The sequence below is a fragment of the Acinetobacter sp. YH12099 genome, from assembly GCF_013419195.1.
Lineage (GTDB): Bacteria > Pseudomonadota > Gammaproteobacteria > Pseudomonadales > Moraxellaceae > Acinetobacter > Acinetobacter towneri.
The window spans coordinates 12,601-31,751 of the sequence record NZ_VPAP01000012.1; the positions used below are offsets into that span (position 1 = coordinate 12,601).

Annotated in this window: 19 protein-coding genes; 6 read left to right on the forward strand and 13 right to left on the reverse strand. The window is 40.6% G+C overall.

The window, feature by feature from the left end:
* Window positions 1-76: 76 nt before the first annotated feature.
* The 4 genes from FTU39_RS08535 to ahcY all read right to left on the reverse strand — a co-directional run bounded on the left by FTU39_RS08535 (window position 77) and on the right by ahcY (window position 6,302).
* Window positions 77-2,953 (reverse strand): bifunctional diguanylate cyclase/phosphodiesterase, encoded by a 2,877-nt coding sequence (locus FTU39_RS08535; RefSeq protein ID WP_180052007.1) that lies wholly within the window; start codon window positions 2,951-2,953, stop codon window positions 77-79.
* A gap of 188 nt (window positions 2,954-3,141) precedes the next feature.
* On the reverse strand, window positions 3,142-3,858 hold the full coding sequence (locus FTU39_RS08540) for a 16S rRNA (uracil(1498)-N(3))-methyltransferase (protein WP_154320509.1): 717 nt from the start codon (window positions 3,856-3,858) through the stop codon (window positions 3,142-3,144).
* Window positions 3,859-3,899: 41 nt separating this feature from the next.
* On the reverse strand, window positions 3,900-4,736 hold the full coding sequence (gene metF / locus FTU39_RS08545; RefSeq protein WP_004972760.1) for a methylenetetrahydrofolate reductase [NAD(P)H]: 837 nt from the start codon (window positions 4,734-4,736) through the stop codon (window positions 3,900-3,902).
* A 183-nt stretch (window positions 4,737-4,919) separates the two neighbouring features.
* Complete coding sequence (gene ahcY, locus FTU39_RS08550) at window positions 4,920-6,302, reverse strand: adenosylhomocysteinase (RefSeq protein WP_004972762.1); 1,383 nt, start codon at window positions 6,300-6,302, stop codon at window positions 4,920-4,922.
* Window positions 6,303-6,522: 220 nt separating this feature from the next.
* On the opposite strand from ahcY, the gene FTU39_RS08555 reads away from it, so the two are divergent.
* Window positions 6,523-7,029, forward strand: a complete 507-nt coding sequence (locus FTU39_RS08555; RefSeq protein WP_178319510.1) for a cysteine peptidase family C39 domain-containing protein — start codon at window positions 6,523-6,525, stop codon at window positions 7,027-7,029.
* Window positions 7,030-7,118: 89 nt separating this feature from the next.
* On the opposite strand, the gene FTU39_RS08560 is transcribed toward FTU39_RS08555, so the two are convergent.
* Window positions 7,119-7,631 (reverse strand): tetratricopeptide repeat protein, encoded by a 513-nt coding sequence (locus tag FTU39_RS08560; RefSeq protein WP_004972766.1) that lies wholly within the window; start codon window positions 7,629-7,631, stop codon window positions 7,119-7,121.
* A gap of 205 nt (window positions 7,632-7,836) precedes the next feature.
* On the opposite strand from FTU39_RS08560, the gene FTU39_RS08565 reads away from it, so the two are divergent.
* Window positions 7,837-8,097, forward strand: a complete 261-nt coding sequence (locus tag FTU39_RS08565; RefSeq protein ID WP_004972768.1) for a hypothetical protein — start codon at window positions 7,837-7,839, stop codon at window positions 8,095-8,097.
* Between the two features lie 77 nt (window positions 8,098-8,174).
* On the opposite strand, the gene FTU39_RS08570 is transcribed toward FTU39_RS08565, so the two are convergent.
* Both FTU39_RS08570 and lipA read right to left on the reverse strand, forming a co-directional pair.
* Window positions 8,175-8,561 carry a carboxymuconolactone decarboxylase family protein gene (locus FTU39_RS08570; RefSeq protein WP_004972770.1) on the reverse strand — a complete coding sequence of 129 codons (387 nt, stop codon included), beginning with the start codon at window positions 8,559-8,561 and terminating at the stop codon, window positions 8,175-8,177.
* A gap of 211 nt (window positions 8,562-8,772) precedes the next feature.
* Window positions 8,773-9,786 carry a lipoyl synthase gene (gene lipA / locus FTU39_RS08575; protein ID WP_180052008.1) on the reverse strand — a complete coding sequence of 338 codons (1,014 nt, stop codon included), beginning with the start codon at window positions 9,784-9,786 and terminating at the stop codon, window positions 8,773-8,775.
* 287 nt (window positions 9,787-10,073) lie between these two features.
* Between lipA and sthA the strand changes: the two genes are divergently transcribed.
* Window positions 10,074-11,489, forward strand: a complete 1,416-nt coding sequence (sthA, locus tag FTU39_RS08580) for a Si-specific NAD(P)(+) transhydrogenase (RefSeq protein ID WP_042068765.1) — start codon at window positions 10,074-10,076, stop codon at window positions 11,487-11,489.
* Between the two features lie 132 nt (window positions 11,490-11,621).
* Here the strand turns inward: sthA and FTU39_RS08585 are convergent, their stop codons facing one another.
* From FTU39_RS08585 to map, 5 genes are all read right to left on the reverse strand, one after another.
* The gene (locus tag FTU39_RS08585) at window positions 11,622-12,047 is read right to left on the reverse strand and encodes a VOC family protein (RefSeq protein ID WP_136144686.1); all 426 of its coding nucleotides are present in this window, start codon (window positions 12,045-12,047) and stop codon (window positions 11,622-11,624) included.
* A 67-nt stretch (window positions 12,048-12,114) separates the two neighbouring features.
* Complete coding sequence (locus tag FTU39_RS13845) at window positions 12,115-12,249, reverse strand: hypothetical protein (protein ID WP_019836563.1); 135 nt, start codon at window positions 12,247-12,249, stop codon at window positions 12,115-12,117.
* Window positions 12,242-13,453: an MFS transporter gene (locus tag FTU39_RS08590; protein ID WP_180052009.1), complete on the reverse strand. Its 1,212-nt coding sequence runs from the start codon at window positions 13,451-13,453 to the stop codon at window positions 12,242-12,244. The genes FTU39_RS13845 and FTU39_RS08590 overlap by 8 nt, the downstream gene beginning before the upstream one ends.
* A 193-nt stretch (window positions 13,454-13,646) precedes the next feature.
* The gene (locus FTU39_RS08595) at window positions 13,647-14,699 is read right to left on the reverse strand and encodes an OmpW family protein (RefSeq protein WP_180052010.1); all 1,053 of its coding nucleotides are present in this window, start codon (window positions 14,697-14,699) and stop codon (window positions 13,647-13,649) included.
* A 341-nt stretch (window positions 14,700-15,040) separates the two neighbouring features.
* Window positions 15,041-15,868, reverse strand: a complete 828-nt coding sequence (gene map, locus FTU39_RS08600) for a type I methionyl aminopeptidase (protein WP_004972787.1) — start codon at window positions 15,866-15,868, stop codon at window positions 15,041-15,043.
* Window positions 15,869-16,075: 207 nt separating this feature from the next.
* On the opposite strand from map, the gene rpsB reads away from it, so the two are divergent.
* From rpsB to FTU39_RS08615, 3 genes are all read left to right on the forward strand, one after another.
* Window positions 16,076-16,822, forward strand: coding sequence for a 30S ribosomal protein S2 (gene rpsB / locus FTU39_RS08605; protein ID WP_004972791.1), 747 nt, complete (start codon window positions 16,076-16,078; stop codon window positions 16,820-16,822).
* A gap of 143 nt (window positions 16,823-16,965) precedes the next feature.
* Window positions 16,966-17,841 carry a translation elongation factor Ts gene (gene tsf, locus FTU39_RS08610; RefSeq protein ID WP_004972793.1) on the forward strand — a complete coding sequence of 292 codons (876 nt, stop codon included), beginning with the start codon at window positions 16,966-16,968 and terminating at the stop codon, window positions 17,839-17,841.
* Between the two features lie 192 nt (window positions 17,842-18,033).
* The gene (locus FTU39_RS08615) at window positions 18,034-18,555 is read left to right on the forward strand and encodes a DUF3465 domain-containing protein (RefSeq protein WP_180052011.1); all 522 of its coding nucleotides are present in this window, start codon (window positions 18,034-18,036) and stop codon (window positions 18,553-18,555) included.
* 34 nt (window positions 18,556-18,589) lie between these two features.
* Here FTU39_RS08615 and FTU39_RS08620 read toward each other — a convergent pair whose 3' ends face one another.
* Complete coding sequence (locus FTU39_RS08620; RefSeq protein ID WP_004972797.1) at window positions 18,590-19,045, reverse strand: DUF962 domain-containing protein; 456 nt, start codon at window positions 19,043-19,045, stop codon at window positions 18,590-18,592.
* Window positions 19,046-19,151: the final 106 nt, after the last annotated feature.

Here is a 19,151-nt window from a genome sequence, read left to right on the forward strand (position 1 = left end):
TATACCATTACTTGCCCCCTTAGCACAGACGTCACTGTTTATTTTTAGAACAAACTTAGAGCTTTTGGGTCTAGTTTCAGATTAAGGAGCGATAAGCGCGCGATACTAAATTGGCTTTTAGAAATTGGGTCGCTTCACTTTCAGGCAAAGGCCTAGAGAATAAATACCCCTGCGCAATATCACAATTTAAATTCTGCAAATATTGCAGTTGTTGCTCAGTTTCAATCCCTTCAGCCACCACACTCATGCCCATGGCTTTGCCCATAGCAATCATGGCACTAACAATGGCTTCTTGTTTGGTATTCCCAATTTTAGAAACAAAGCTACGGTCTATTTTTAAACTGTCAATTGGGAAGTCTGTTAAGTAAGAAAGTGAAGAATAGCCTGTACCAAAATCATCTAAGGCGATATGAATATCACGTTGTTTAATTTCATCTAATAAAGACTTCACGGTTGTGGAGTTTTCCACTAAAGAGGATTCGGTAATTTCTAATTCTAAGCTTGCACCTGAAATTTGATAGGTATTAATCGCATCATCTAAATCTTGCAGCAATTGACCACGTTGCAGTTGTTGTGCAACTACATTAACCGATACTTGGATATGATCAAAACCTAACAGATTCCATTCACGAATTTGCTTGGCAGTTTGTTGAATTACAACCCGACCAATATCGGAAATTAAACTGGTTTGTTCCGCAATAGGAATAAATAGGTTGGGTGGAATAATGCCTTTGGTTGGATGCTGCCAGCGCACCAATGCTTCAAACCCGATCACCTGATAATTATGGAAATCAATTTTAGGTTGATAATATACAATTAATTCATCATTTTTAATGGCTTGGCGTAAGTCACGCTCTAAATGTACATCCTGCTCTAGCAGTTTGGTGTTGTCTAAAGTGTAATATTTAATGGTATTGCCACCTAAACGCTTAGCCTCAGACAAGGCTTGTTCAGCACAATTATTTAGATAATCCAACTGGCGTCCATGTTCAGGATAGAGGGAAACCCCCATCGATAGGGTAATAATATGTTCTTGTCCCTGCACATTAAACGGCAAATTAAAGGCTTTGGCGATGCGTTCACAGTGCTGCTGTATAGAAGGGCGAATATGAGAAATTTCATACACAATTGCAAAATCATCGCCATTTAAGTGCGCGACAAACAGCGCTTCGGCATTGGTGATGCGTAAACGCTGCGCCACTTGACGGAGTAATTCATCGCCACCATTATTGCTTAAATATTCATTTAAAGGTCTGAAACGGTCAATATTGAGTCGAATGACCGCCAATTGCTGCAATGAATCTTGCTGCGAAATAAGATATTGATGTAGTTGATAATTATAGTAAAAGCGATTAGGCAAGTCGGTCAGTGGGTCGTAATTTTCTAAATAGGATAGACGCTGTTCTTGTAATTTATGTTCGGTTAAATCAGACACAATCCCAATATAATTAATAATGCGGTTTTGCTCATCTTTGACTGCATTGATATGCAAACGAACTTCTAATTCTTTTCCTGAGCGGAATTTTATACTCTTTTCAGTATGATATTCACCCTTGTTGAGCAATTGTTGAACAATTTCCTCTTGTGTCATGCGTGGATTTGCTTTGTTGGATTTGACTAAATCAAACAGATATTTACCTAAAATATGGTCGCGTTTAAATCCGCTCATTTGTGCATAGAATGGATTGGCTTCAATATAGCGTAGGTTTTCATCTAAAATAAAAATACCTTCGGCTGCCTGTTCAAGTACGCTGGCAGTGAGTTTTAAGCGTTCTTGCCCAATCCGTTCTTGGTGAATGTCACGGCGAATCCCCACCATGCGTAAAGGTTTATTGGTGACAGGATCACGCTCAATCACCCGCCCAATATCATGCACCCAATACCATTGACCTGAACTATGTTGTACGCGATATGTGGCTTGATAGCGTTCAGTTAGACCCCGTAAATGTTGTTTCATGGTTTGGTGAAAGTGCGGAATATCATCAGGGTGAATCAGTTGCTGTAATTTATTCCGATGCTGTTTAGTATTCTCTAAAGGAGTTTGCTGTGCGCCACTACCAAATACAATACTGCGTTGCCGTATATTCCAGTCCCATGCTTTTAGACCTGCGGCTTCATGTGCCAAAATTAAACTATGTTGTTGATTGATTAAATCTTGGTGCGTTTGTTCTAAGTCAAAGGTACGTTCTCTTACTTTTTGTTCTAGCATTTGATTGTTAAATTGCAGTTGAAGTTCAATATCTTTGGACTTGTTCATTTCAACTTGTAATTGTTGGCAGAGTTGATCTGTCCAGCCGACTTGTTGCTCTGCGGCTTTTTTGAGTTGGTCGTTCTTAAAATAGACGCTCGATAAACGACGATGCATGTGCATTGAAGTATTGGCACAAATCAGTAAGGTAATTAAGGCAAAATTTGTCGCGAGAAAAAAGAAAGCGGAAGTTTCGGAGTGAACTAAAAACTGTGCGACAATATAGGGTGTAATCACTGGAATGAATACCCAGCAAAAATAACTCAAGCGCTGCGTTAAAAAGGTGAGGGCAAAGGTTTGACTCACAATAATTAATAAGGCCGCTAAAATAATCGCTTCATAGTTGCTCAGTTCAGGGTTTTGCTGAGGTAAAAAGTAATACAGTAAACTTACCCCAACCGCGATTGCTGTTCCGATCAAGAAACACACCAATTTTAACCAACGATGTGCTTGTTGGAGTTGATATTGTCCCGCTTTAAAGTGAACTGCTGTGAGCAGTAAACACGAACCAATGGTCAGTTCAGTGAGAATAAACCAGATATTGAGGTAGGGTGATGAATGTGAGAAAGAAATTTGATAAATAAAAAACACATACAGGCAAACAATCAGGATGCTGACCAAAAAGAATCGAATAAGCCGAATGGTATTGGTGATTTGCGCAGCATCTAAGTATTGCTGCAACAATTCATCTTGAGCGTCTGACATACTTCCCCAAAATCTAGTTAAATGATTCCAACATTTATATTTTCTTAAATAACATCACGTTCATGCATAAAATATTGCTGTTTTGTGTTTAAATTTTATGCAAATTTTTTAATATATTGTTCGAGATTAATCCTGTACTTTATAAATTGCAATGTTATTGGCAATCGATTTCTGTAAAAACGGATAAATTACTCAGCCAAGCGATAATTTAAGAGAGCTAAAGCAACCACAGGTGCGGTTTCAGTGCGTAATACCCGAGTACCAATACACCAGTTTTGAAAGCCAACCGCATTGGCAGCGCTAATTTCTGTTTCGCTTAAACCACCTTCAGGCCCAATTAATAAAGCCAAATCTTTACTGACATTGTTTAGCACATCTACTTGATCTTTATTCGGTGCTAACACTAATTTGGTGGTAGGAAGGTCACTATTCAGCCAGTCCTCTAAACGTAGTGGGGCTAAAATTTTCGGTACGATATTCATGCCACATTGTTCACAGGCTGCAATGGCAATACCTTGCCAATGATCTAATTTTTTTTGATCGCGGTCATATTTTAAGCGCATTTCACAGCGTTCAGAGGTGAGCAACTGAATGTTAGTCACGCCAAGCTCTACCGCTTTTTGAATCGCATAATCCATACGATCGCCTTTGCTCATTACTTGTCCTAATAAGGCGCTAAAGCTTGGGATGCGATTGTCTGGATTAAAACTTTTAATCTGCACTTGCGCTGTTTTTTTGGTAACTTCAACCAGTTCCACTTCATATTCACCACCTTGCCCATTGAACAAGGTGGCGGTTTCACCGACTTGTGCGCGTAGTACTTTCACCCAGTGATGAAATACTGTTTCAGTCAGTTCAACTTGCGTATCTACTACTAATTCAGCCTCAATATAAAAACGGGGCATAGGGATTACTCGTTCAAGTCAATAAATATGAAAAATACAGCTTAAGCCAAACCAAGATCTGTCACTAATTGACGAGTCGGTTCGGTGTTGTTCATGGTGTAAAAATGCAAACTTGGTGCACCACCTGCAATCAGGCGTTCGCACAGTTTAATAATCACTTCATGACCAAAGGCTTTGATTGAAGCTGTGTCATCACCATAGGTTGCTAATTGCTTACGAATCCAGCGTGGAATTTCTGCACCTGTACCATCTGCAAAGCGAATTAAATTGCTGGCATTGGTAATCGGCATAATGCCAGGCGCAACAGGAATATTCACACCTTGCTTTTGAATACGTTCTACAAAGTAAAAGTACGCATCTGGATTAAAAAAGAACTGGGTGATGGCAGCATTGGCACCAGCATTTACTTTGGTGACAAAGTTTTTAATGTCTTGATCAAAGTGGTCTGCTTGTGGATGCATTTCAGGATAAGCCGCAACTTCAATGTGAAAATGATCACCTGAATGTTCACGAATAAAACGCACCAAGTCAGACGCATACGGCAATTCGCCTAAACCAACTTGACCTGAAGGTAAATCACCACGCAAAGCCACAATGCGGTCAATGCCTTGTGCTTTATAAATATCAAGCAATTCAGCAATACGCGCTTTGTCATCACCAATACAAGACAGGTGCGGCGCTACAGGTGTGCCTTTGCCATTGAAGTCGCTAATGGTCGATAAAGTACGTTCACGAGTAGAACCACCTGCACCATAAGTGATAGAAAAAAACTCTGGATTTAAAAGTTGTAATTCTTGATGCACAACTTTGAGTTTTTCTGCACCTACATCGGTTTTAGATGGGAAAAATTCAAATGAAATAGGAACTTGTTTGGTCATGATTAAATCCTTGTTATAAATACTTATTTATATTTTTTCACCTCTCCTAAATCCTCTCTTGCGCTGGGTTTAAAAGCAATGCTTTAAACTTGCTCAGGAGAGGACTTACCCTCGAATACATTCATTAAACAATGAATCATTCCCTCTCCCTATGAGAGAGGGTTAGGGAGAAGGATTAAAAACTTAGTATTTATAAGCATCCGATTTAAACGGACCTTCAACAGCTACACCTAAGTAGTCCGCTTGTACTTGAGTCAATTGTGTTAATACACCACCAAAACCAGCAACCATTGCAGCAGCAACTTCTTCGTCTAGTTTTTTCGGTAAGATTTCAACACGAATTGCCGCTTGTTTTTGATCGGCAGGAAGATCGGCAAATTTCTCTGCAAATAAGTGCATTTGTGCCAATACTTGGTTAGCAAATGAACCATCCATAATACGTGATGGGTGACCTGTTGCGTTACCCAAGTTCACTAAACGACCTTCAGAAAGCAAGATTAAATAATCGTTTTCGTTTTCTGAACGATACACTTGGTGTACTTGTGGCTTCACTTCAACCCACTTATAACCACGTAAGTAGTTGGTGTCGATTTCAGTATCGAAGTGACCAATGTTACATACAACAGCGCCTGCTTTAAGTGTATCTAGCATTGCTGCGTCGCACACGTGATAGTTACCTGTTGTAGTCACAATCAAGTCAGTATTTTCTAAAAGCTCTAGGTTGACGTCTGCTTTATTGCCTGTTTGTACGCCATTCTTGTACGGAGATACAACTTCGTAACCATCCATACATGCTTGCATTGCACAAATTGGGTCAATTTCAGAAACACGAACAATCATGCCTTCTTGACGTAAAGATTGTGCAGAACCTTTACCTACATCACCATAACCAATAACCAATGCACGACGACCAGACAATAACATGTCTGTACCACGTTTAATCGCATCGTTGAGTGAGTGACGGCAGCCGTATTTATTGTCGTTTTTAGATTTAGTCACAGAGTCGTTGACGTTAATTGCAGGCACTTTTAAAGAACCATCTTTCCACATTTCAATTAGACGTTGTACGCCCGTAGTGGTTTCTTCAGTAATGCCGTGAATGCGCTCTAATAATGCAGGATATTTTTCGTGAACAAGTGCAGTTAAGTCACCGCCATCGTCCAAAATCATGTTGGCATCCCATGGTGTGCCATTTACATTAATTTGTTGTTCAAGACACCATACATATTCTTCTTCAGTTTCGCCTTTCCAAGCAAAAACAGGCACACCTGAAGCAGCAATTGCTGCAGCAGCGTGGTCTTGAGTAGAGAAGATGTTACAAGAAGTCCAACGAACTTCTGCGCCCAATTCAACTAGCGTTTCAATTAAAACAGCAGTTTGAATGGTCATGTGGATACAGCCGAGAATTTTCGCGCCTGCAAGAGGTTTTGCAGCTGAGTAGCGCTTACGCAAACCCATAAGGGCTGGCATTTCTGCTTCTGCAAGTTTGATTTCTTTACGACCAAAATCAGCTAGTGTGATATCGGCAACTTTATAATCTGTAAATGAAGCATTAACCGCGTTCATCACGATCTCCTTATAAAAAACAATTGATCATTCAGTTCGCGGATGCCGTTTCTTGCATAGCAAACGCGTTGCTATGCTGGTCGAGCCTGGCGATTTTACATTTCGTGCCTGTAAAACGTCGCAGCATCCCTCGACTAGCGCGATATTGTACTTGGAAATTGATTCAGTTCCAATCATGTTTTGTTTATTATCACTACAAACATATTTTTGAGATTGAATGATGGCTTTAGAGCTTCCTCAAGAGTTGGCAAATTTAGAAGCCAACGGCGGGATTTACGCAGTGTGGATGTTGCTACGACACTTAGGAATTGATGCCGATATTCAACAATTGATTGAAGTGTGTGGTTATACGCCAGAGCAGGGCACAACCACAATTGGTTTGGCTGTTGGACTGAAAAAGTTTGGCTTTAATGTGCAGTTTTATACTGACCCTGACCCAGATTTACAAGATGCAGAAAAGTTAAGTTATGCCGAAGCTGAACAGCTTAAATTGCCTGTATTGGCGGCAATCGGCTATCAGCAAATTCAGCACGCATTTGATGAAAATAAATTTGTAATTGTCTACTACGACACTTTAGAAGGCGTGGGCAATCACTCATTGCTATATTCTATTGATGATGCTGAAATTTGTTTCTTTGACAGTTTTGAGCCGATGCCTGCGGCTGTGTTTGAACAACAGCGTCAGCAAGAGGGCATTTGCAGACAAGTAATTGTGGTCGAAGTCTAAGTGTTATTCAAAGTCTAAGCTTTATTCAATGACGATTCGAGTCATGCAAAAATTGTCTAGCCCATCAATTGATTGGCTAGACAAATAAATTACTCCGCTGCATCGGCTTTTTGTGTCCAATATTCAGCTTTATTTTCGTCAGCATCTACACCCAAAGCATTTGCATAAATAAAAGCAAGGTCACGCATGGCTTGTACTTCGCCCAATTCTGCTGCTTGCTGTACCAATGCCACAGAGCGAGCGACATCTTGTTCAACCACATCACCACGACGGTAGTAGCCTGCCAACTCTAAAATAGCGGCAGGGTGTTGTGCATCACTGGCTTTTTTGAGCCAGACAAAAGCATCTTCAAAATGTTGTTTAGCATCTTCAGGGTCATCTTCTAGAACATCTTTGGCATATACGGTATAGCCTTCACCAAGCCAATACATGGCTTCGATATGTCCGTTTGCGGCAGCTTTGAGCGCCCATTGTTCGGCAAGTTCAATATCTTCATTAAAATCGCTTTGCATATACAGCACCGCCATTTCAAATTGGGCATCGGCTTGTCCTGCAATGGCGCGGTTCATTAGCGCAGGGGAGATTGAAACAGATTCTGACATAATGTCATCCAGCAAAATTACAACATAAGATTGTGCGATAGCCTAAAAGGTCTGCTGGGAAAAAGCCATCTTCGGTGTGATTTTTTTAAAAAATTAGGGTTAATTGATCATGCGTTTATGCAGACAATAACAAAAAATCACTTGAGCCATATCGTCAAGTTTCAATATGCTGAATGTTAAACATGGTCATAATGAGAACAATAAGATGGCAAATTTTTTAACTGCTGAACAAGCAAAAGTTTATTCAGATCATGCCAAGCTAGATATTGAATTATATAAGCAGCGTTTGGCGTCTTTAATCGAAGAGAATGCCAAGCAGGGCAATACCGCAGTTTTTACTGTGCTGCCAAAACATTTACCTTTAGAAGATATTCGAAATTTATCGGCACAGCTGACTGATTTGGGTTATCAGGTGCGCTTTGAGTTAAATGAGTTCTTTTATAGCTTTAATGTGTATTGGATTTAAAACTCAACTCTACCGACATTTCACCAAATAGTTTTAGTGAAATGTCGAGCGTTTATATTTTTTGATTTAGATTGCGTTTAAGTATTTGCAGTATGTTCTGCCAAAACTTCCAACGCTGCGCGAAAAGCTTCCTGAGTTGCAGGTGCGCCACAATAAGGCAAGCTGTGTAACAAGACTTCCTGAATTTCTTCGACACTTGCCCCGTTATTTAGCGCACCACGAATATGTCCTTTAAGCTCTGTCGGGCTTTTTAAAGCAGTTAAAAAGGCGATAGTAATTAAGGAACGATATTTGCGTGGTAACACACCTTCACGTTGCCAAGTTGAACCCCATGCATGTTCATTAATCCAGTCCTGCAAAGGTTGGGTAAATGGTACAGTGTTGTCCTGTGCGCGTTTTACAAAGCTTTCGCCCATGACTTCAGTGCGAACTTTTAAGCCATTGTCATAGTCTTGTTGTGACATTTTACTATCCCTGTTTTATTGTTTGAGCTCGGTGTATAGATTAAGTGCATAGATTAACAATTTATGGCGATGACACCATGCGCACTTGGTCGTAGACCATCAAAAAATATTCACATCTATCTATTTTTAATATATCCACAAGGTATAAAAAACCCCGAACATAAAGTCGGGGCTGTTTTAGCTTTATCGCAAATTTTGAAATAAGCGAGTGTTAAGCTTCAATGGTTTGCACGCTAATTTTTTTAGCAGGGTCGGCTTTACGACGTACTGTTGGTACAGGTTCACCATAATATTGACGGTCTGCAAAATAACTTGAACGTACCATTGGCGCAGCCCAAATATTTTTAAAACCTAACTTTTGACCATGCGCTGTATAACGCTCAAATTCTTCAGGTGTTACAAAGCGGTCAATTGGCGCATGTTCTTTAGATGGCTGTAAATATTGACCAATGGTCACATAATCTACATCGTGCGCTTTAAGATCATCTAACAGTGCAATAACTTCTTCTTCAGATTCTCCAAAACCTACCATCAAACCGCATTTGGTTGGAATATCTGGGCAATATTCTTTAAACATTTTCAGCAAGTTCAAAGAGTGCTGATAGTCTGAACCCGGACGCATGGCTTTATATAAGCGTGGCACAGTTTCAATGTTGTGGTTAAAAACATCTGGCGGACATTCGGTCATAATGCGTAGTGCAATATCCATACGACCACGGAAGTCTGGCACCAAAATTTCTAACAACGTATTTGGGCTTAAAGAGCGGGCTTCTTTAATACAATCGACAAAATGTTGTGCACCACCATCTAACAAGTCATCACGGTCTACAGAGGTGATCACGGCATATTTTAAGCCTAAGTTGGCAATGGTTTCTGCCATGTGACGAGGTTCTTCAGGATCTAGTGCATTTGGACGACCATGCGCAACATCACAAAACGGGCAGCGACGGGTACAAATATCACCCATGATCATAAAGGTTGCTGTACCACCACCAAAGCATTCTGGAAGGTTTGGACAAGCGGCTTCTTCACAAACGGTGTGCAATTTTTGCTGACGCAAAGTGGTTTTAATACGTTGAACTTCTTCTGGTGCCGTCATTTTGACCCGAATCCAGTCAGGTTTACGAGGCGTTTCAACCGTAGGAACAACTTTTACAGGAATACGTGCGACTTTTTCAGCACCACGAAGTTTGACACCCTGTTCTGGTTTACGGTTTGCAGACATATTCAACTTTTCCACTGTTTTTGAAAGGGGAGAGATTTAGTGTAGGCTAGATTTTACGTGAAATAGAGTCTGATTAAACCGAATCTAAGTGCAAAAGTAAAATGTCACCTTAACTTCATCATAAGACGGTTATTATAACGAAATTGTGCTTAAATTGGGTAAAAACGATATTCATATAAAAAATGTGGTTATCACGTAATATATGCACAGTAAATACAGAAAATTCAAAAGATTTACGTCATAATATAGCCCATTGAAAAGACAGATTTAAAGAAAAGGAGCGTTGAATGCCACGTAAAAAAGAGGTCGTTAGTGGAACTTTCGTGAAGTACGATGCGGTTGTTCTCGGTTCAGGCCCTGCGGGTGAAGGCGCGGCAATGAAACTTGCCAAATCTGGTAAGCGTGTTGCGATTGTAGATGTTCGTGAGCAGCTTGGCGGTAACTGTACCCATGTGGGTACCATTCCAAGTAAAGCATTGCGTCAGACAGTGTCGAATATTATCCGTTATCGCCGTGACCCAATGTTTAAAAAAATGGGCGATTGGCGTCAGTTCACCATGAAGCAAGTGTTGCAAAGTGCGCATAAAGTTATTCAGCAGCAAGTTGAAACGCACTCTCGCTTTTATGACCGTAATGAAATTGCGATTTATCATGGTCGTGCTTATATCCAAGATAAAAATACGGTCTTGGTATTTGGTGCAGATGGCATTAAAGAAACCATTATGTGTCAGCAAATTGTGATTGCGACAGGTAGCCGTCCATATCGTCCAGAAATGTTGGATTTCAACCATCCACGTGTATTTGATTCAGACAAAATTTTGGATTTGGATTTCTCGATTCAAAAAATTATTATTTATGGCGCGGGTGTGATTGGTTGTGAATATGCATCCATCTTCATTGGTTTAGATCATAAAGTTGATTTGATTAATACTCAGCACAAATTGCTCAGCTATTTGGATGATGAAATTTCAGATGCCTTGTCATATCACTTGCGTGCGCAAGGGGTGCTGATTCGCCACAATGAGCAAATTGATCATTTAGAAACTTTTGATGATCACGTGGTTTTATATTTGCAAAGTGGCAAGAAAATCAAAGCCGATGCGATTTTGTGGTGTAACGGTCGTTCGGGTAATACCGATGGTTTAGGTCTTGAAAATGTCGAACTTAAGCCAAACAGCCGTGGTCAGTTAACAGTCAATGATCAATATCAAACCGAAGTAGAGAATATTTATGCTGCGGGCGATGTAATTGGTTGGCCTTCGTTGGCATCAGCTGCCTATGACCAAGGTCGTTGCGCGGGTGCAAATATGAGTGGCGAAGAAAATGTTGCGCCTGTGACCGATATTCCAACAGGTATTTATACCATTCCAGAAATTTCTTCGATTGGTAAAACTGAGCAGGAATTGACGGAAGAAAAAATTCCTTATGAAGTTGGTCAGGCATCTTTCCGTCATTTAGCGCGTGCGCAAATTACGGGTGATACAGTGGGTGAATTGAAGATTTTATTCCACCGTGACACTTTAGAAGTATTGGGTGTGCATTGCTTTGGTAATAATGCGGCAGAGATTATCCACATTGGTCAGGCGGTGATGAACAGCCCGAACAATACCATTAAGTATTTTGTGGAAACCACATTCAACTATCCAACCATGGCGGAAGCGTATCGTGTGGCGACCTTGAATGGGATGAATCGTTTGTTTTAAGCAGATTCTGCTGACTGCAAAATAGAAAATTTAGAACACCTCATAAGATCATTCTTGTGGGGTGTTTTTTTATTGACTTGCTGTAAGGAAATTTATGCATTGAGGGAAAGTTGATTTGTGGAACATTGAGCGTTAAATATCAATTATGACTGATGCCGCACTGCGTGGCGTTTCGCCATGAAAGACAGCTTCAATATTGTTACCATCAGGATCAAGTACATAAGCTGCATAATAACCAGGATGATAAGCACGTTCATCAGGTTTGCCATTGCACTTGCCGCCATGTGCCAATGCTGCAAGATAGAAAGCATTGACCATTTCACGATTTTTAGCTTGAAAGGCGAGATGATGACGCCCAGTGAGTATGCCTTGTGCGGCAGGACTTTTTACTGAGGAGATAAAAAGTTCATCTGCCCAAAAGTGATCCTTGGCTGTTCCCATAACTGGAATATCCAACACTGCCAAGATGGCGGTATAAAATGCTCGACTTGCTTCAAGGTCACTCACCACAAGATGAATATGGTCAATCAGTCTTCCACGATGCAATTGAATCTGCATAAGACGCTCCATGTCTAAAGCGGAATTTTGAATAGCAAAATAGACTTAATATTTTAGAGATTGGGTTTTAATGCGCACAAAACGCCTGATTAAAATATTCAAACAGTTGTGGCGTTTGCATCCATAAAAAAATCGACAAGCCAAAAAGGGCAGTGATTGCGAGTGTGAGCAATACTTTAAAATTCAATAAAGAATTAATCATGAATGACGTGCTCCTCATCTACCCAAAAATGTACCAAGACCGCAAACGCACTTAAAGCAATAGAAACAATCCAGATAACATTATAGTTACCTGTCAGGTCGTGATTTAAACCGCCAAGCCATCCACCAAAAAAAGAGCCGACTTGGTGTGTGAAAAACACAATGCCACTGAGCATGGTCAGGTATTTAATTCCAAACATATTTGCCACAATACCATTGGTTAAAGGCACTGTAGATAACCACAACAAACCCATAATGATCCCGAATGCATAAATTGTCCAGATGCTTAAAGGCAGGATTAAAAAGGCAATAATGGCAATACCGCGTAGTCCGTAAAGCCACATCAGCAAGTGTGGTTTGGAATAGCGACCACCTAACCAACCCGCCGTATAAGTGCCTACAATATTAAATAAACCCACGAGTGCTAGAAAAACTGTGCCTGTGGTTGCATTAAAGCCATGATCGATTAAGTAGCTAGGTAAGTGAATCCCGATAAACACCACTTGAAAACCACAGACAAAAAAGCCCAAAGCTAAAAACCAAAAGGGTTTATGGTTTTTGGCAATCACCAAAACTTGTTTAAAGCCTAAAGCGGGTTGGCTGACTGAACTTGCATTAGGGTTTTGATACATGGGTGCTTTGAGCATCCATGCCAAAGGAACAATCAAGACAATTAAAATCGCACTGACAATTAATGCGCCCGACCAGCCCACATTTTGTAATAACAATAAGGTCGATGGCAACATAATAAATTGCCCAAACGAGCCTGCAGCACTGGCAATACCCATTGCAAGGCTACGCTTTTCTGGTGGAGCTGCACGACCCACTGCAGAAAGTAATACTGGGAATGATGTCGCAGAAAGAGCCAATCCTAAAATTAAACCCACACTTAAATTTAGCAATAACCCAGTCGAGCTGACGGCCATGAGCAATAAGCCGAGTGCATACAGTGCACCACCAACTGCAACTACAATTTTACTGCCGTATTTGTCTGCAAAAGCACCTGTGATGGGTTGGACTGCACCCCAAATCAGGTTTTGCATGGCAATGGCTAAACTAAAGACATTATGTCCCCAGCCAAATTCATGGCTCATAGGCACCAAATACAAACCAAATGCATGCCGAACCCCAAGCGATAATGCCAAAATAATGGCACTTCCAATTAACATATAAATTAGAGGTTTGGAAAATTGAGCATTCGACATAAGGCATCCACGTATGGCTAACAGCTTGTTATGGTAGTCGATTCAGCCGCAGATCGCGATAAAATAAAATTCATCAAATGATAAAATTGAGTTATTAAGATTGAAACGATTACTTTAATTAAGAAGTACAAGAAAAATAAGACGACCGTAGCCGTCTTAAATTTAGTTGAAAGTGGAAAAGTAAAATTAGAGCTTAAAAGCGCATCCCAAAACCTGCATATGCAATGATCGGATTCACTTCAATATCGGCTTTGGAGTGAATGAGTTCGCCGTGTTTAGCATCGGTCACAGTAATGGTGGTTTCGTTTTTAAGATGTGCATAAGATACAGAACCGACCGCAAACCATTTTTCATTAAAGTCGTAGGTAAAACCGACAGTGGCAACGGGCGCAAAGGCATCGGTGGCATCTAATTCAACTTTAGGATTGGCTGCACTTGGTGTGCCTTCTAAAGATGCGCCCGCTTTTCCTTCTTTAATATTGGCAATCATGTGACCTGCGGCAATCAAGTGCTGCTCAGTACGTGGATTAATTTCTAACTCATTGAAATAGGCATACATCAAACCGACGCCAACATAGGGGCGGAACTTATTTACGCCTGTTTTGCCAAAGTGATATTGAAACTCAAATGCAGGTGTCCATGCTCGGGCAGAAGCAGCAGGGCCATGTGCTGCTAAATCGGTAATGAGAATATCATTTTGTAATTCTAGCTCACCCAACGCACCGCCTAATGGACGTGCAATTGCGGAGAAGGGAGCATAAATTTTCCCTTTGCCTTGCAAATCAACTTTAGGTGGAATACCGCCTTTAACTTCAAAGGAAATATTATCGGTAAAGAAATAGTTGCTGATAATACCCAGTGTGGTGACATCATCTGCTTCTAAACCTGTGCCGGGATTATCCCATTGCTCCAAACCTGAAATTGTGGCTTGTCCACTCATGTTGGCAGGTACGGTAGGCAGTAAATTTAATGCTCCGCTTAATAATACGGGTGGCTCAAAACCGTCACGTAAATTATCTCTTACAGTTTGAGATTGAACCTCACCGACATCGGCTGTGTAGCCGTTGTGAATGGCTGTATTGACCCGAAAAGGTTGTGCTTTGCCTTGTGGCATAACGTGCAGCGCACCTACCGAAACAGAAAAGCGTTTAAAACCATCACCATCTTTTAAACTAAAATAAGGTGAGTTGGCATAACTGATGACTGGCAAACTACTCAGTGCCAAACAGCATAGTGTTTTTTTCATTGTGGAACTCCATGTCCAATTTTGCTTGTTGTTATTTACGGCATTGTTATGCAAGGCATTATGAAATGGACTGGAAAAATAAAACTGTTGTTTTTACAAGATATTTTTTTAAACTTTTGTGAATAACTGGAAAAGTGTGCAGGTGTTTTGTTAAATCCTAAACTGTTGAATACGTGAAAATGCTTGTTTTATTGGATGGCTTTAAAGTTCTATTGGTTTGAAATAAAAAGATTTTATAGAAATTGTATGCGTTGAAATTAATAAAAAAGACCAGTCGGAACTGATCTTTTTGACATACGGGTTAAATTTTTAGCCAATGACAGATTTTGGCTGCAAACACGTTATGCAGTAAAGCGTGATAAATCTTCATCAGGGCGGGCAGTCAGCACTTCCAAGCCATCTTTGGTGACCAAAATGGTGTGTTCAAACTGTGCCGATAATTTGTGGTCTTTGGTCACCACTGTCCATTTATCGCCAAGTAATTTGGTTTGCCATACGCCTGCATTGACCATTGGTTCAATGGTAAAAGTCATACCTTCTTCTAAAATCATGCCTGTGTTGGCTTGACCATAGTGCAATACTTGTGGCTCATCGTGGAAGGTCGTCCCAATACCATGACCGCAATATTCACGCACGACACTAAAGCGTTCAGATTCAACATATTTTTGAATCGCATGACCAATATCACCAATGGTTGAACCGGGTTTAACGGTTGCCATACCGCGATACATCGCTTCTTGGGCAACTTTGCATAAACGATTGGCTAAAATGGAAGTTTCACCACCCACGATATACATCATATTGGTATCGCCGTGGAAACCATCTTTAATGACTGTGACATCAATATTTAAAATATCGCCTTTCTTCAGCACTTTACTTTCTGACGGAATACCGTGACAAACCACATGGTTAACCGATGTGCAAATGGTGTGTTGGAATGCTGGACGACCCGGAGCAGCACCATAACCTAAACAGGCAGGAATAGCTTGTTGTTGATTGACAATATAGTCATGGCAAATCGTATCCAGTTCGAGCGTAGTAACGCCTGGTTTAACGTGTGCTTTGATCATCTCCAAAACTTCTGCCGCCAGTCGTCCTGCCACGCGCATTTTTTCAATATCTTCTGCGGTTTTGATGAGTCGACGAGGTGCTTGATAAGTTGTGTTCATGATCTTTAAAAACTTTTGGAAATTTGTGTGTGACTATGGTATAAATAGCCGCCCATTTTATCAAATGCTTTTTATGAATATGTTTCAAAGAGCTTGGTAAAAGGGAAATTAAAAATCCGCACATATATCGTCACATTACTCTGGGTGCCCTTTGGGGTGGAGAATGCGGATATATGGAGGCCTAACCCAAACTTTAAGGTAAAGAAAATGGCAGATTACAACGTAAGCATGCGCGACCTTCTTCAAGCTGGCGCACACTTTGGTCACCAAACACGTTTCTGGAACCCAAAGATGCGTCAATACATCTTTGGTGCGCGTAACAAAATTCACATCATCAACCTTGAACACACTGTTCCTGCGTTAAATGATGCTTTGAACTTTGCAAACCAATTGGCTAGCAAAAAGAACAAAGTTTTGTTCGTTGGTACAAAACGTGCTGCTTCTGCAATCATCCGTGAACAAGCTCAACGCGCTGGTCAACCGTATGTAGATCACCGTTGGTTAGGTGGTATGTTGACGAACTGGAAAACACTTCGCCAATCTATCAGCCGTTTAAAAGATCTTCAAGTTCAGTCTACTGACGGTACTTTTGCTAAGCTTACTAAACGTGAAGCTTTAGAGCGTAGCCGTGAAATGGAAAAACTTGAGCGCGCTTTAGGCGGTGTGAAAAACATGGGTGGTTTACCTGACGCATTATTCGTAATTGACGTTGATCACGAAGCAATTGCAATTAAAGAAGCTAAAAACTTAGGTATTCCTGTAATCGGTATCGTAGATACAAACTCTAACCCAGACAACGTAGACTACGTTATTCCGGGTAACGACGATGCGATCCGTGCAGTAACACTTTACGCTTCTTCAATGGCTGATGCGATCATTGCTGGTAAAGAATACGCTCAAACTCAAGCCAATGCTCAAGCAAAAGGCGAAGAAGCTCCTGCTTCTGAGGCTTAATGCGTTTTGACGTAAGCTTGTCATTTTTGCGACATGTGATAGTGGCAAAGTAAGCGTCATGTATGCAGACGGCCCAAGAGACACCCTCTGGGCCGTTTCTGTTAAAAAAAGAATTCATTTTCTACCGATTTTAGGAGATAAACATGACTGCAGTTACAGCAAGCATGGTTAAAGAATTGCGTGATCGTACTGGTCTAGCAATGATGGAATGTAAAAAAGCATTAACAGAAGCGGGCGGTGACATCGAATTAGCGATTGACAACCTTCGTAAATCTGGTCAAGCAAAAGCTGCTAAAAAAGCAGGTAACATTGCTGCTGACGGTGCAATCACAATCGTTCAAGAAGGCAACAAAGCGATTCTTTTAGAAGTAAACTGTCAAACTGACTTCGTTGCAAAAGACGAAAACTTTGCTGGTTTCTCTGCGAAAGTTGCTGCTGCTGCTCTTGCTGCAAACGAAACTGATGCTGCTAAAATTGCTGAACTTAAACTTGAAGATGGCGCAACTGTTGAAGAAACACGTGTTGCACTTGTTCAAAAAATTGGTGAAAACATCCAAGTTCGTCGTGCACAAATCGTTGAAGGTGAAAACCTTGCTGTGTACAAGCACGGTTTAAAAATCGGTGTTGTTGTTTCTTACACAGGTGATGCTGCGACTGGTAAAGGTATTGCAATGCACGTTGCTGCATTCAACCCAGTTGCTGTTACTGCTGAACAAGTTCCTGCTGATCTTATCGCTAAAGAGAAAGAAATTGCAGAAGCGAAAGCAGTTGAATCTGGTAAGCCTGCAAACATCGTAGAGAAGATGGTAACTGGTTCAGTTGAAAAATACTTGAACGAAGTTGCGCTTGATCGTCAAATGTACGTAATTGACAACGAGAAGAAAGTTGCTGAAGTATTAAAAGCAACTGGTACAACTGTTGCTCAATTCGTTCGTTTCGAAGTAGGCGAAGGTATTGAGAAAAAAGCAGAAATGAGCTTCGCTGAAGAAGTTGCTGCTGCTCAAGCTGCTGCAAAATAATTTTTACTTAAGGTAAAATATTTTGTAAGGAAAGCCCCAATTTATTTTGGGGCTTTTTTGTGAATATAGATTTTGGCAATATGCAATCGTGGCATAAATATTGAGATGAAGATTAAAGATATTAATTTTAAATCAGTATGTTACGAATAATTGACTTAATCGTATAGGGTGGAATCAGAACAAGAAGGTTATATGGCAAATAAAAAGAATTTAAGCATCGGCGCAATTATTGTAGTGCTAATTGCTGCAATTTTTGGCATAGATTTACAGCAGTTTCAGTCTGAAACATCAAATGAACCATCTACAAGTACTGCTCGCACATCGCAAACTGAAAAAGAGCAGTTAGACGTACAGCGAGATGCGCTGCAAGATGATGCTCAGGGTGTTCAGCTGATTGAACGTGCGTTTGAGCGCAAACAGAGCGATTTACAAGTCCGTGCGAGTGGGCAGGTCATTGCAGTGTTAGCGGATGACAACGAAGGCTCACGTCATCAAAAATTTATTTTAAAACTGAATAATGGGCAAACTGTATTGGTTGCACATAATATTGATCTTGCACCACGAATTACCAATATTGCAAAAGGTGATACTGTTGAGTTTTTTGGTGAATATGAATACTCAGATAAGGGTGGGGTGATTCACTGGACGCATCATGATCCAGCAAATAAACACGTGGGCGGATGGTTAAAACATCAAGGAAGAACCTATCAATAACGGTTCTTCCGATAACGAAAATAGGATATAGCGTTTAAATGCTCATAATGCTGTTTTTACGACGTGTTTTCCAAGAGGGTAGGATTTTACCTAAATAGGCATCCATGCACCAAATTGGGCCAATGAGAAGGAATTGGAGGTCTTTGAAGAATGAAGGCTTTTTCCCTTCAACTTTGTGACCATAAAACTGCCCAATCCACGCCAAAACAAAAATTGCGATATAAAAACCCATTCCAACAGGCAAAACATAAATCAGCCATGCCATTACCAGCATTAATGCTGCCATTGCAACTGCAAGAACCAAGTCTAAACGTGCATAAAAAATAAAACTGAGCACCAGAAGTAATGTTGTTAGTAAAGCGCTGAAATGCGCCAAGATGCCGACAATCGAAAAAAAGATCGTAGGTACGCACACCCAGTGAATTAATTTATTGGTTTTATTTTGATGGCTCTCGCTGTATTCATCTAGCCACTCGCTTACTGTCTTCATGTGCTACTCCTGTAGACCGATCATCCGTTGTTATTGTTTGACTGTCTAAAATATAACTGAGAACAGTGAGGCGGTCAAAACAGTATTCATATTTTCAAAATGAAGT